The sequence below is a fragment of the Salinivibrio proteolyticus genome (assembly GCF_027286365.1).
In the GTDB taxonomy this organism is placed as follows: Bacteria; Pseudomonadota; Gammaproteobacteria; order Enterobacterales; family Vibrionaceae; genus Salinivibrio; species Salinivibrio proteolyticus.
The window spans coordinates 2139533-2153641 of record NZ_CP114584.1; the positions used below are offsets into that span (position 1 = coordinate 2139533).

Genomic DNA, 14109 nt, shown 5'->3' on the forward strand with positions numbered 1-14109 from the left:
ACCAATGCTCACCCTTGGTGGAAACTGTGAGTCGCTTTACGGTTTTCACCGACTAGCATTCCTTACAGTCTGTATTCTGGTATATACAAATTTAGGATATTGTATAGCTGGAGACTGACATGGAGCACGTCAGACAAGTTACTTCCCATTCGCAGGTGTTATGGCGCCTGTTCGGACTGAGTGCCATTGGCATTGTGTTTTTCTTCGTCCCTATTTCTATTGATGGCAACACCACCATTCCGCTCGATCACCTTGTTAGTTGGATAAAAAACACCTTTGGCAACCTGATCAACCTGTATGTGCTCATGATTATTTTAGCCGGTGCCATTATGCCACTATGGACGGGGCAGTGGCGGCAAAGCGGCGGTCAAAAGCTATTCACGTTATTGAAATGCATTGGTGCCGTTAGCGCATTCATGGCGCTCACCAAAATTGGCCCAGCCTTTCTCCATGAGCCTGATATCCTGCCCTTTCTGTTCAACAAACTAGTGGTCTCAGTCGGCGTGATTGTCCCCGTCGGTGCGATTTTTCTGTCCTTTTTGGTCAGTTACGGTCTACTTGAGCTTATCGGTATTTTGCTCCAGCCGATTATGCGTCCCATCTGGCGAACCCCAGGCCGCTCTGCCATTGATGCGGTCGCCTCGTTTGTTGGCAGTTATTCACTCGGCTTGCTCATTACGGATAAGGTCTACAAAAATGGGCAATATTCGGTCAAAGAGGCCACCATTATCGCAACCGGTTTCTCGACCGTCTCAGCCACATTTATGATTATTGTGGCCCGTACCCTCGATTTAATGTCTCACTGGAACCTGTATTTTTGGAGTGCGTTAATCATCACTTTTATTGTCACCGCCATTACAGTGCGGCTACCGCCTATTAAAGGCTTAAGTGACAATGTGCTAGCGCCGGAACCACAAGCTATCAAGGGACAGCGCTGGGGGCTGGCTTATCAAACTGGCTTATCTCAAGCCGCTCAAGCAGGCCGAGTCAGTCACAACCTGCTTGCCACCGTGAAAGATGGCTTGTTGATGACGATGACAATCTTGCCTGCGATCATGTCGGTAGGGTTGTTAGGGCTGTTAGCTGCCAAATACACCCCCGTCTTTGAGTGGTTAGGCTGGATTTTTTACCCCATCACTGCGCTATGGGGATTAGATAACGGCCACCAGCTTGCCCAAGCTGCATCTGCTGGCTTGGCAGAAATGTTTCTGCCTGCGCTGTTACTGAGTGAGGCAGACTTTGTATTACGTTTTAGTGCGGCGATTACTTGCGTGTCGAGTGTACTGTTTTTCTCCGCATCGATTCCCTGCATTCTCGCTACCAGCATTCCGATCAGCGTGTTCCGGTTGGTCGTAATTTGGGCATTACGCACGGCATTAAGTTTGATGCTTTCCATCCCCCTCGCCTTGCTCATTGCCGGCTAAATGATACAAAAACGCGCCGCTTTAACAGGCGGCGCGTACCACGGTCGCAGCGACTCATCAGTGCTTCGTCTTTACATCAATACGCACTTCGTCCGGCTTCGCAAACTCACGTTTTAACTCTGCTTTCGATTTGAACGTTACCTGTCCACCTTTAGCAACCGTCATATGCTGAGGCTGTTCGTTATGTCGCGATTGGTAAAGCATCACCGCTTGAAGTGCTTGATCACGTTGGGTTTGGTTAAGCGCTGTTCCATCGGGCCACTTTCCCGTTTCGACGGCATAACACAAGCGATCGTAAACCTCTGGTGTCATCGCTTTTAACAGTTGTTCAATATCCATGGATGGCTCCGCTTTTTGACATGTCCCTATTATGCCTTAACCGACCTGCCTTTCGGCATCTCGAGTTCAGTGCGCAAAATCACGCTTTAGGACATAAACTACACTTAGATTTGAAGTATACTCACCGCAACTGACTGAGGATACGAACAACCATGCATTTGAGATTACCTAAATCACTCACTGCTGCTCCCTTTGCTGGCGTAATGCTTTTGCTACTGGCTGGCTGTGAGGGGGAACCGACCACCAACCAAGTGTGTGATACGCATCCTGAATTGTGCGAAGGGTTAAACATTGGTGATGGCCAATGCCGTTTTGAGCGTTCAGACTTGATTTTCAAACGGTTAGCTGTGGATGAAAAGCCCAGTGATCTCAATAAACTGGCCGAACTCAAACAGACGCAAGTCTATTTACGCTGCATGGAGCTGGTTGCGGGAATCGAACCAACCACTCTAAAAGAGCGAAAAACGAAGCGCACCGAAGCGGTCTATCACGCCTATGATTCTATCGAACGCTTAGAACGTGAATTGAAAGACTCGTATCAGCCACCGGTGATTTATTATCGCTGGTCACAAGGCGATAACAGCGCTTTACCTCAATTTCTAAAACTTGAGGGAACACAGCATCTTGAAACGCCCCAGCTTCAACTTGGACTCGCCACCTATTACGTCACCCGAGACAGACACAAAACCGTTCGTATCTTATTGCATGTGCTTGAGCTGTATGACGGCAACGATGAAGAGGTACGTGACGAAGTGATCCCTGAAGCGATTAAATCCTTAGCGACCACTAACCATGCATTAGAGCGCTTCGATCATGCGTATCTATGGGCCAAAGTGGGTAAAGACTATAACTTACCCATTGCCGATAGCGATCAGTTAGCACGGCTGTATCCTCTGTCAGAGGAACGCCGCAACCAGTTGGAAAGCTTAGCAAAAGACATCTCTTCAGCGATCCGAGACGGTGATTTCGAAGCCACGCTAGTCAACGCGCTAGACCCCAAAGAACCGACCTAACCTCAAAGCGCCTGCGAATGCGGGCGCTTCCCTCTATCTGTCAGTAATTTACCAACCCATTGCTCGCCAATAAATAACGGAATTGATGTGCTTGCCTTTCACGATTGCGCATCTGCTTCTACGCTTTTCAGTACACCAGCAGTCATCCAATACCTCACCCTTTCGTTTTGTACCTATTGGTCAAAGAAGGGGCAGGTAGAGTCGCAGGGGCGCAAAATGTTTAGGTGATGTAAAAAAAATCCGTACTTTTTTTTGACTTTAAACAATTTTGGGCGCGATTACCCTTGCATGGACGGGTCCTATTCTGTAATTTTACTACCAGTTTCATCTCACTAGAAATTAAGTTGTGGAGCAACATAATGACTATCAAAGTAGGTATTAACGGTTTTGGTCGTATCGGCCGCTTCGTATTCCGTGCTTCTGTAGAGCGCGACGACATTGAAGTAGTAGCAATCAACGACCTGATTGACGTTGAGTATATGGCTTACATGCTGAAGTACGACTCAACTCACGGCCGCTTCAACGGCACTGTTGAAGTGAAAGACGGCAACCTGATCGTTAACGGTAAGAAAGTACGTGTAACGGCAGAGCGCAACCCAGCAGATCTTAAGTGGGATGAGGCTGGTGTTGACGTTGTTGCTGAAGCAACTGGTATCTTCCTGACTGACGAAACAGCGCGTCAGCACATCCAAGCGGGTGCGAAGAAAGTTGTTCTGACTGGTCCATCTAAAGACGCAACACCAATGTTCGTTATGGGTGTTAACCACAGCGAGTATGCGGGTCAAGATATCGTGTCTAACGCGTCTTGTACCACTAACTGCCTAGCGCCAATCGCGAAAGTACTGAACGACAAGTTCGGTATCGAGTCTGGCCTGATGACCACTGTTCACGCAACCACTGCAACTCAGAAAACTGTTGACGGTCCTTCTGCGAAAGACTGGCGCGGTGGCCGTGGTGCGTCTCAGAACATCATCCCATCTTCAACTGGTGCAGCAAAAGCAGTAGGTAAAGTACTTCCTGAGCTGAACGGTAAACTGACTGGTATGGCGTTCCGCGTACCAACTGCCAACGTTTCTGTTGTTGACCTGACTGTCAACCTAGAGAAAGCAGCATCTTACGAGCAAATCTGTGCCGCGATGAAAGAAGCGTCTGAAGGTGAGCTGAAAGGTGTTCTTGGTTACACTGAAGATGCGGTTGTTTCTCAAGACTTCATCGGTGAAGTACAAACATCAGTATTCGATGCCAAAGCAGGTATCGCACTGACCGACAAATTCGTTAAAGTTGTATCTTGGTACGACAACGAAATCGGCTACTCAAACAAAGTACTTGACCTAGTTGCACACATCTCTAAGTAAGTTGCAATTAGCCTAGTATTGATTAAAGGCGGCCGTTGGCCGCCTTTTGTTTATGGGCTCTATGCCGTTTCTGCGCAATAAAGGACGCGATTATGACTTCTCATACTCTGCACTTCGAGCGCCGGCTCTCGGCGTCAGTTGATTTATGTTATCGCCAAGCCGTCCCCGTTCTTCGGATTCAACATCCAGCCTGTGATGCGACTATCAGTCAATTTGGGGCACACTTACTGTCATTTTCTCCACGCGATGCGGCGCCACTAATTTGGATGAGTGGCAATGCAGTCTACGATGCAAAAACGCCTCTACGAGGTGGCATTCCTGTTTGCTTTCCTTGGTTCGGCCAAACGGGCTCTCCCTCTCATGGCTTTGCACGCCGCGTGATGTGGGACATTCAACACATTGAAGAAGATGCACAAGGTGTGACGATTCAATTATCGCTGCTCCCCTCTGCGAAAACCCGTGCACTGTGGCCACACGATTTTGAAGCCATTATGACATTTAGGCTCACCCACACACTCGATGTCGCTTTAACAGTAAAAAACACCGACTCACTGCCATTTAAGATCGGAGGCGCCCTGCACAGTTACCTTTCCGTTGCGGATAGTGAACAAGCAACCGTAGCGGGTGTGGGAAGCCATTATCTCGACAATTTCAGCCACGGACAGAGAAAGCCCGCTTCTGGCACCGTGACTTTTGAAGAGCCCGTCGACCGCATTTATACCGACTCAGCCTCGTCATTAACCCTGACTGATACGGCAGGATATCGACGTATTGTCGTCAATAATCAAGGCGAGACGAGCGCAGTCGTCTGGAATCCAGGCCAAGCGGCTTCGGTACAAATGTCTGATATGGACGATGACGGCTATCTACATTTCGTCTGTATTGAAGCCGCCATTGAGCAACCCAGTATTCAGCTGGCACCGGGAGAAAGCCACACACTGACTACCTGTATTCATGACGAAAAACATGGTGAGTTGCTGTTCTAGATAATCTGCAAACACGAAAAAGGCAGCCTGCGCTGCCTTTTTGCATATTGGTCGCGGCCAAGCGAATAGGCTGACCGCTCGCTGGGGCCTGAATCAATAAAAAATATAATTCATTCCAAGGTAGCCTGATGCGGCCGTTGATTGGTCTACCATCGGGCTATCTGCAATGTTGTCATCTAAATTGGTGTAACGAACACCACCAAGCAGCTGGATGCGCTCTGTCAGCATCACATAACCACTAGCACCGATAAAATAGTGTCCCGCAGAGCCGGGCTCGTAGGCGGATAGTCCAGAGCGTGAGGCCTCCGCGGCGCTGATCCCATAAAGGTGTTGATTAAGGTCACTACTGTTGTAGGAATACCCCACCTCGGGTGAAATCCCCCATCGCTGGCGGTTCATTCCATATTTCCAGCTGACTTCCCCGTACAAACCATCTCTATCATGGGTCACACCCTCACCGACTAATGCTTGGAATCGGCCGATTGGCGAGTGGTATTGATACGCTAGAGCCAAAACAACCGACGTATCGCGCTTATCAAGTAAACTTAGCTGTGGGTCATCGGTATCTGCAGGATCAAAACGACGTGGATCATAGGTCGTCGATAGGACGAGGTTATGCGTAGCATCCTTGGGAGCCAAACGCGCGCCTGCGGTAAGTCCTCGGAAATAGAAATGGTCAGTATCGACATTAATGGTCGGTACAATCAGCGGGTCGGTATCAGTGTCCTTATAAGGTTGGGGAGAAAAGGCGGCGAGGACACCGGCTGACACACGTGTTTCTGCCGAAACACTTCCCGCGGCGAGTAGTAGGCATGATGCTACCGCCGCTTTAACAAGCTTTTCAGTCATTCTTCTTCCTTAATTTGCTGGTCAACGCACAATTTAGAATTAGGCCAGTAGCTGTCCATACACCACACTTATCGTGGACACCATCACTGATATTACCCTCTCAACGTGACAGCCTACTACAACAACTTGAATCTAAGCTGTCTTGCAAGTGGCTATTTGATTTACCTATCAATGGTAGGGGAAAAAATATCGAAAAAACAATCAATTCTTTCACGCAAAAACGTGGATTGGGGTCTAACATTATTATGAGGAAAAGGGAAATTCAGCCAAAGGACCACCTTTTCTTTATGAGTTATCAGACGATTTAGGGGGCAGGACCATGACTATTTTCGATCATTATCGTCAGCGTTACGAAGATGCAAAAGACGAAGAATTGAGCCTTCAGGAGTTCTTGGATCTGTGCCGAGACGATCGCAGCGCTTATGCCAATGCCGCCGAGCGCCTGTTGATGGCCATCGGTGAACCAGAGAAGATTGACACCTCCCTCGACCCACGGCTCAGTCGTATTTTCTCCAACCGTGTTATTTCACGCTATAAGACCTTTGAAGACTTTTATGGCATGGAAGAGTCGATTGAGCAAATCGTCTCCTACCTCAAACACGCCGCGCAAGGGCTGGAAGAACGAAAACAGATCCTTTATTTACTCGGCCCTGTCGGCGGCGGTAAATCCTCGCTTGCAGAAAAACTGAAAAGCTTGATGCAGCAAGTACCTATTTATGTGCTGACAGCAAACGGTGAACGCAGTCCGGTGAATGATCATCCTTTCTGTCTCTTTGATGTCGTAGAAGATGGCCACCTATTAGAAAAAGAGTACGGGATTCCACAACGTTATATTCGCAGCATTATGTCGCCTTGGGCAGCCAAACGACTCAAAGAATTTGGTGGCGATATCAGCCAATTCAAAGTCGTAAAAGTTCGCCCCTCAGTGCTCAACCAAGTGGCCGTGGCGAAAACCGAGCCCGGCGATGAAAACAACCAAGATATTTCCTCCTTGGTGGGTAAGGTCGATATCCGTCAGCTTGAGCACTTTTCGCAAGATGATCCCGACGCTTACTCATACTCTGGCGCACTATGTAAGGCCAACCAGGGGTTAATGGAGTTTGTCGAAATGTTTAAAGCGCCTATCAAGGTGCTACACCCCTTATTGACTGCGACGCAAGAGGGCAACTACAACGGGACCGAAGGTCTGTCTGCCCTGCCGTTTGATGGTATTATTCTCGCTCACTCCAACGAATCGGAATGGCAGTCATTCCGCAACAACAAAAACAATGAAGCATTCCTCGACCGTGTTTACATCGTCAAGGTGCCTTATTGCTTACGCGTCTCCGAAGAGATCCGTATTTACGACAAACTCTTGTCGCACAGTGAGCTAAAACAAGCGCCTTGTTCACCAAGTACGCTAGATATTCTCGCTCGCTTTACGGTGCTTTCTCGCTTGAAAGATCCTGAGAACTCGTCCATTTATTCGAAAATGCGCGTCTACGACGGTGAAACCCTCAAAGACACCGATCCCAAAGCGAAGTCGTACCAAGAGTACCGCGATTACGCAGGGGTCGATGAAGGCATGGATGGGCTCTCAACCCGCTTTGCGTTCAAGATCCTGTCTCGTGTGTTTAACTTTGACCACGCAGAAGTCGCCGCAAACCCGGTCCACCTCTTTTACGTCCTTGAGCAACAAATTGAACGTGAGCAATTCCCACAAGAAATTGCAGAGCGTTACCTCGAGCACCTAAAAGGCTATCTAATCCCGAAATATATCGAGTTTATCGGCAAAGAAATTCAAACGGCGTATCTCGAGTCTTACTCGGAGTATGGTCAGAATATCTTTGACCGCTACGTAACTTATGCAGACTTTTGGATTCAAGACCAAGAGTTCCGCGACCCAGACACCGGCCAACTGTTCGATCGCTCGGCACTCAATAGCGAGCTGGAGAAAATTGAGAAGCCTGCCGGGATCAGCAACCCGAAAGACTTCCGTAACGAGATCGTCAATTTCGTCCTACGTGCCCGTGCCAATAATGAGGGAAAAAACCCTGCTTGGACCAGCTACGAGAAGCTGAAAACGGTCATCGAGAAGAAAATGTTCTCCAATACCGAAGACTTGCTACCGGTGATTTCATTCAACACCAAAACGTCTAGCGACGAGCAGAAAAAACACGACGACTTTGTCGCTCGTATGATGGAAAAAGGATATACCCGCAAGCAGGTTCGCTTGCTATCTGAATGGTATTTGCGCGTACGTAAATCGTCGTAGCACATCCCTTTCAGGGCGGACACACGTGACGGGAGAGAGTTATGGCGCATTTTATTGATCGTCGGCTCAATGGCAAAAATAAAAGCACCGTCAATCGACAGCGCTTTTTACGCCGCCACAAAAGGCAGATAAAAGAGTCAATCGCCGACGCCGTCAACAACCGGTCAATCACTGATGTCGAAAGTGGCGAGGATATTTCGATTCCATCACGCGACATCCGTGAACCGACCTTTCACCAAGGCAAAGGAGGACAGCGTGATGCTGTCCATCCTGGCAACGACCAATTTAGCCCCGGCGATCGTATTGCACGTCCCCCCGGTGGCGAAGGCGGTGGTGGCGCAGGTGACGGACAAGCGAGTCCAGACGGTGAAGGCCAAGACGATTTTGTCTTCCAAATTTCGAAAGATGAGTATCTCGATTTGTTGTTTGAAGATCTCGAGCTACCCAATCTGAAGAAAAATCAAATGCAAAAAATGGTGGAGTATAAGACCCACCGTGCGGGGTATACCTCCAATGGTGTGCCCTCGAATATCGCCATTGTGCGCTCATTGCAAAACTCGTTGGCGCGTCGCACCGCGATGTCTGCGAGCAAGCGCCGAGAGCTGGCAGAGCTAGAGGAAGCGCTGGAAAGCTTGCGTCACTCTGAGCCAGCACAGCCTTTGGAAATGAAGCGACTTGAAGAGGAAATTGCAGCACTGAAAAGCAAGATCGCCGCGGTACCTTTTATTGATACCTTCGATCTTCGCTATAAAAACTACGAAAAACGGCCACAGCCCAGTAGCCAAGCGGTGATGTTTTGTCTGATGGACGTGTCAGGGTCAATGGATCAGGCGACTAAAGATATCGCAAAACGCTTTTATATCTTGTTGTATCTGTTCCTAACCCGTACCTACAAAAATGTAGAGGTGGTCTTTATTCGCCATCATACTCAAGCAAAAGAAGTCGATGAGCACGAATTCTTTTACTCGCAAGAAACCGGCGGCACCATTGTCTCCAGTGCATTGCGCTTGATGGATGAGATCATCAAAGACAGGTACAACCCCACAGAGTGGAACGTGTATGCCGCCCAAGCGTCTGACGGCGACAACTGGGCAGACGATTCACCGGGTTGTCGTGAGCTACTGCAGAAAAGCTTACTGCCGGTCAGCCGCTATTACGCCTATATCGAGATTACGCGCCGCGCGCATCAAACGTTATGGCGTGAATATGAGGCACTCGCGGAAAGCCATGACAACTTTGCGATGCAGAATATTCGCTCGGCGGAAGATATCTTCCCCGTGTTCCGCGAATTGTTTAAGCGTCAGGTCGAAGCCTGACGCCATCTCTGCATCGGTATGTTTTTTCAGGGAGATTAGGTATGGCTGTCACTAAAGGCAAACGTAAGACGCCGCTCCATGATGGGCCGGATTGGACCTTTGACTTGCTTGAGCAGTATCACAAGGAAATTAAACGCGTTGCCGAGCACTACAGGCTCGATACCTACGCCAACCAGATTGAAATTATCGCTGCCGAGCAAATGATGGATGCTTACTCAAGCGTCGGCATGCCGATTAATTATAATCACTGGTCATTTGGCAAAAAATTTATCGAGACCGAACGTCACTATAAGCACGGCTATATGGGGCTTGCCTATGAGATAGTGATCAACTCAGACCCCTGTATTGCCTATTTAATGGAAGAAAACACCATCACCATGCAAGCCTTGGTGATGGCACATGCCTGTTATGGCCACAACTCTTTTTTTAAGGGCAACTATCTATTCCAAACATGGACCGATGCCGGCTCGATCATCGACTACCTGCTGTTTGCGAAAAATTACATCAGTGAATGCGAAGAGAAGTATGGCCTCGCCGAAGTCGAAAACTTGCTCGACTCTTGCCATGCGCTGATGAATTACGGGGTAGACAGATACAAACGTCCGCAGAAAATTTCTCTCGCTGAAGAAAAAGCGCGACAAAAAGCCCGCGAAGACTACCTACAAACCCAAGTGAATGAACTGTGGCGTACCATTCCGGGCGGTAAGAAAGAACAGGAGCAAGAGACACGGCGCTTCCCCGCCGAGCCGCAGGAAAACCTGTTGTATTTCTTTGAGAAACACTCGCCATTGCTAGAGCCGTGGCAGCGTGAAATCGTGCGGATCGTGCGCAAGGTTAGCCAGTATTTTTATCCACAAAAGCAAACTCAGGTGATGAATGAAGGCTGGGCAACCTTCTGGCACTACACCATTTTGAATCATCTCTACGATGAGGGCTTGGTGACGGATAGCTTTATCATGGAGTTTTTACACAGCCATACCAACGTGGTCGCACAGCCGCCTTACAACAGCCAGTATTATTCAGGGATCAATCCCTATGCACTCGGGTTTGCCATGTTCCAAGACATTCGGCGAATGTGTGAAAACCCAACCGAAGAAGATAAGTACTGGTTCCCAGAGATTGCAGGCAAAGATTGGCTCGATACGGTGCATTTTGCGATGGCGAACTTTAAAGACGAGAGCTTTATCAGCCAGTTTTTATCGCCCAAGGTCATGCGCGATATGAAGCTTTTCGCCGTCAATGATGACGATAAGCAAAGTTACATCGAAGTCACCAGTATTCACAATGAACAAGGTTACCGCCAGCTGAGAGAAAAACTCTCTGCTCAATATAACCTCAGTAATCGTGAACCCAACATCCAAGTCTATGATGTAGACTTACGCGGTAATCGGTCACTCACCCTGCGCTATGTGCCTCATAACCGCATCCCATTAGCCAATTCCTATGAGGAAGTGCTGAAACATGTCCATCGACTCTGGGGATTTGAAGTGATCCTCGAAGAGGAAACCAGTGAAGGGCGAGGGAAAATACTGAGTAGCTGTCCGAAACGGCCGCAGTTTGACCCAGACATGTTAGTCGGGAGCTAGTCTTGCCACCTGTCCGCCCTAAGATAGATAGACAAAAAAGCCAGAGGCACAAGGCCTCTGGCTTTTTGCTGTTTAAACCGATGAGGCGCAAAACAGCATTACACCTCGGTTGAAGCAATGCGTCGGTTAGGCCTCTTCTTCGGCCATATTGGCCGCAATGGTTTCACGATTGCCAAACCACAATGCACCACTTTCACGACCGTACTGCTTCACTCGATCGCTGATGGCATTATGTTGATTGTTTTCAATCAAACCGCGCAAGTCGCTGTAAAAGCGTAATGCAATCTCACACGCACGGCGATCCATAAAGTAGTAGCCACCCACTCGCGAATAAATCTGACGCATACCATTAATGGTCAATACATACACTTTATTGCCAGAATAATGTGCCATGCCTTGGAACAGCATGTAGTCGAAGTGGTTAAAGGCACGTCCCATTGAAATCCGCTCACACAGTGCGGGATCTTGTTTGCCGTACTTATCTTGAATCTTCTTGACGTCTTTAAGCACCTCGGCTTGCTCATCAATCAAGGCAATAAACTGCTCAAAGCTCTCACTTTCAAGCACTTGCTCACAGCGTTTAATCACATGATCGATAAGATTAATACACTCTTGCGGGCGATTTTTTGCAGCATAGCGCATGTAAACACCGCTAATATCGGTGCGTGCAGCCAGCAGGTCTTCCAGCACTCCGTGGACGTCTTGGCCTTCCAGCGTCACTAACGTATCGAGAATGCTCAGCCCAGAGGTGCGCATATAATCGTTTACGCGGGTCGGTTTGCCATGTTGGATAGTTAACCAACCATCGCGCGCTAAGCGCTGCAAGACTTCACGTAATGTGGTTCGGGTCACACCGATAAGCTCTGATAATTCACGCTCAGCCGGTAGAATCGACCCTTTCGGGAAGTGATTATTCCAAATACTTTCAATTATATATTTTTCAGCAAACGTTGCTGGGCTATCCGCCTTTATAACCATTGAATCTTAATTCCAATTTGCTTCTTGCTCTGATTAATAACTCATCATACCACTAGTCTTTTCAGGCAGAAACCGCTACGTGTTTTCAGGGCCAATGAAGTGACATCCTGCAGATTTTTGTACCAGATCAATGAAAATCTGGGCATAATTCGCAAAATTATGTCATACAAGATGTAACAAAGTATGTCTAAGGCAAAATAGCGCACATCCGTCATGCAGTTGCGACCAACCGCCTACGCTGCTCGCCATTGCCGAACACCGAATTTGTACAGTGACCCGCTCCTCGTACTGGATCCATCGCTCTCTCAAACGGGCTGCTATGGTTTCTGTGTACGTGTGTTTTCTCGCCATGCGCCGCCTGTACGATGCATACATAACCATGAGACTTTCACTATGGCTAAGACCATGACACTCAGAACCGCGTTTTTGAAGAACTTTCTCGGTAAAGCGCCAGATTGGTACAAACTGGCCATTGTCGCCTTTTTAATTATCAACCCGATTGTATTCTCGATTGACCCCTTCATTGCCGGCTGGCTACTGGTGGTCGAATTCATTTTCACCTTAGCCATGGCGCTAAAATGCTATCCTCTGCAACCGGGCGGTCTGCTTGCGATTGAGGCCGTCGCTATCGGTATGACAAGCCCCGCGCAAGTAAAGCATGAATTGGTCGCCAACGTTGAAGTCTTGCTGCTACTGGTCTTTATGGTGGCAGGGATTTACTTTATGAAGCAGCTGTTGCTGTATATTTTCACAAAAATCTTATTGGGGATCCGTTCCAAAATTGCACTCTCTCTCGCGTTTTGTGTCGCGGCGGCGACGCTATCCGCCTTCCTAGATGCACTAACCGTGATTGCCGTGGTGATTAGTGTCGCCGTGGGCTTTTACTCGATTTATCACCGCGTTGCCTCAGGGAAAGAGTTTGGCGCCGCGCATGACCACACCTCAGATGAAAGCCTGAGTGATGATCTCAGTCGCAACGATTTGGAAAACTATCGCGCCTTCTTGCGCAGCCTACTGATGCATGCGGGCGTGGGTACCGCGCTCGGTGGCGTCATGACCATGGTAGGTGAACCTCAGAACCTGATTATTGCCGATCAAGCTGGCTGGCATTTTGGTGAGTTTATTCTGCGGATGGCACCAGTGACTCTGCCGGTCTTTGTCGCAGGCCTCCTCACCTGTGTGTTGGTGGAAAAGTTACGTCTATTCGGATACGGCGCACAGCTTCCAGATAACGTTCTTAAAATTCTGGTGGAATACGATAAAGCACAACGCGCCAAACGCACGCCACAAGATGTGGCTAAACTGGTGGTTCAAGCGTTGATCGCCGTTTGGTTGATTGCCGCTCTTGCCCTTCACTTAGCCGCAGTCGGCTTGATTGGTCTCAGTATTATCATCTTGGCAACCGCATTTACCGGGGTAATCGATGAACACCACATCGGCAAAGCATTTGAAGAGGCGCTGCCCTTTACCGCGCTGTTGGCGGTGTTCTTCTCGGTAGTCGCCGTGATTATCGACCAACACTTATTTGCGCCTGTGATCGATCTCGTCCTGTCGTTGGAGGGCCATATGCAGCTCACCATGTTCTATATCGCGAACGGGTTGCTGTCCATGGTGTCTGATAATGTCTTCGTCGGCACTGTGTATATTAATGAAGTGAAATCCGCGCTTATCAACGGCGTTATCGACCGTGAACAATTCGACATGCTGGCCGTCGCCATTAATACTGGGACAAACCTGCCTTCGGTCGCCACTCCGAATGGTCAAGCCGCCTTCTTGTTTTTGCTCACCTCCACATTGGCACCGTTACTTCGCCTCTCCTACGGACGCATGGTCTATATGGCATTGCCTTACACCATCGTAATGGGCCTACTCGGCGTGGTGGGGATCGAGTTTTTCTTGGTGCCGGCCACTGAATGGATGCTACATCAAGGATGGATTTCTGAAACCATTCATATGACCCAACAAGCCTTACCGAGTGCGCACTAACGCACTTCTACCATTGACCTTAG

The 14109-nt window shown here is 48.7% G+C and carries 11 protein-coding genes; 8 read left to right on the top strand and 3 right to left on the bottom strand.

What is annotated here, in order from left to right; genetic code table 11:
• The first annotated feature begins 119 nt into the window (after window positions 1-119).
• Window positions 120-1424: a YjiH family protein gene (locus N7E60_RS10185; RefSeq protein ID WP_096629447.1), complete on the top strand. Its 1305-nt coding sequence runs from the start codon at window positions 120-122 to the stop codon at window positions 1422-1424.
• 57 nt (window positions 1425-1481) lie between these two features.
• Here N7E60_RS10185 and N7E60_RS10190 read toward each other — a convergent pair whose 3' ends face one another.
• Entirely contained in the window at window positions 1482-1763 is a 282-nt protein-coding gene (locus N7E60_RS10190; RefSeq protein WP_069590022.1) for a YeaC family protein, read from the bottom strand.
• Between the two features lie 152 nt (window positions 1764-1915).
• On the opposite strand from N7E60_RS10190, the gene N7E60_RS10195 reads away from it, so the two are divergent.
• The 3 genes from N7E60_RS10195 to N7E60_RS10205 all read left to right on the top strand — a co-directional run bounded on the left by N7E60_RS10195 (window position 1916) and on the right by N7E60_RS10205 (window position 5117).
• Complete coding sequence (locus N7E60_RS10195; RefSeq protein WP_269597401.1) at window positions 1916-2776, top strand: DUF2989 domain-containing protein; 861 nt, start codon at window positions 1916-1918, stop codon at window positions 2774-2776.
• 359 nt (window positions 2777-3135) lie between these two features.
• Window positions 3136-4131, top strand: a complete 996-nt coding sequence (gapA, locus tag N7E60_RS10200; protein ID WP_069590018.1) for a glyceraldehyde-3-phosphate dehydrogenase — start codon at window positions 3136-3138, stop codon at window positions 4129-4131.
• Window positions 4132-4223: 92 nt separating this feature from the next.
• Window positions 4224-5117, top strand: coding sequence for a D-hexose-6-phosphate mutarotase (locus N7E60_RS10205; RefSeq protein WP_077640611.1), 894 nt, complete (start codon window positions 4224-4226; stop codon window positions 5115-5117).
• A 93-nt stretch (window positions 5118-5210) separates the two neighbouring features.
• On the opposite strand, the gene N7E60_RS10210 is transcribed toward N7E60_RS10205, so the two are convergent.
• Complete coding sequence (locus N7E60_RS10210; RefSeq protein WP_269597402.1) at window positions 5211-5966, bottom strand: MipA/OmpV family protein; 756 nt, start codon at window positions 5964-5966, stop codon at window positions 5211-5213.
• 319 nt (window positions 5967-6285) lie between these two features.
• Between N7E60_RS10210 and N7E60_RS10215 the strand changes: the two genes are divergently transcribed.
• The 3 genes from N7E60_RS10215 to N7E60_RS10225 are packed head-to-tail and all read left to right on the top strand — an operon-like array spanning window position 6286 to window position 11122.
• Window positions 6286-8220 (top strand): PrkA family serine protein kinase, encoded by a 1935-nt coding sequence (locus N7E60_RS10215; protein ID WP_077455717.1) that lies wholly within the window; start codon window positions 6286-6288, stop codon window positions 8218-8220.
• Between the two features lie 41 nt (window positions 8221-8261).
• Window positions 8262-9536, top strand: coding sequence for a YeaH/YhbH family protein (locus N7E60_RS10220; RefSeq protein WP_069590011.1), 1275 nt, complete (start codon window positions 8262-8264; stop codon window positions 9534-9536).
• Window positions 9537-9577: 41 nt separating this feature from the next.
• Entirely contained in the window at window positions 9578-11122 is a 1545-nt protein-coding gene (locus N7E60_RS10225) for a SpoVR family protein (protein WP_269597404.1), read from the top strand.
• Between the two features lie 126 nt (window positions 11123-11248).
• Here the strand turns inward: N7E60_RS10225 and fadR are convergent, their stop codons facing one another.
• Window positions 11249-12100 (bottom strand): fatty acid metabolism transcriptional regulator FadR, encoded by an 852-nt coding sequence (gene fadR, locus N7E60_RS10230; RefSeq protein ID WP_069590007.1) that lies wholly within the window; start codon window positions 12098-12100, stop codon window positions 11249-11251.
• A 393-nt stretch (window positions 12101-12493) separates the two neighbouring features.
• Between fadR and nhaB the strand changes: the two genes are divergently transcribed.
• Window positions 12494-14086 (top strand): Na(+)/H(+) antiporter NhaB, encoded by a 1593-nt coding sequence (gene nhaB, locus N7E60_RS10235; RefSeq protein WP_269597406.1) that lies wholly within the window; start codon window positions 12494-12496, stop codon window positions 14084-14086.
• Window positions 14087-14109: the final 23 nt, after the last annotated feature.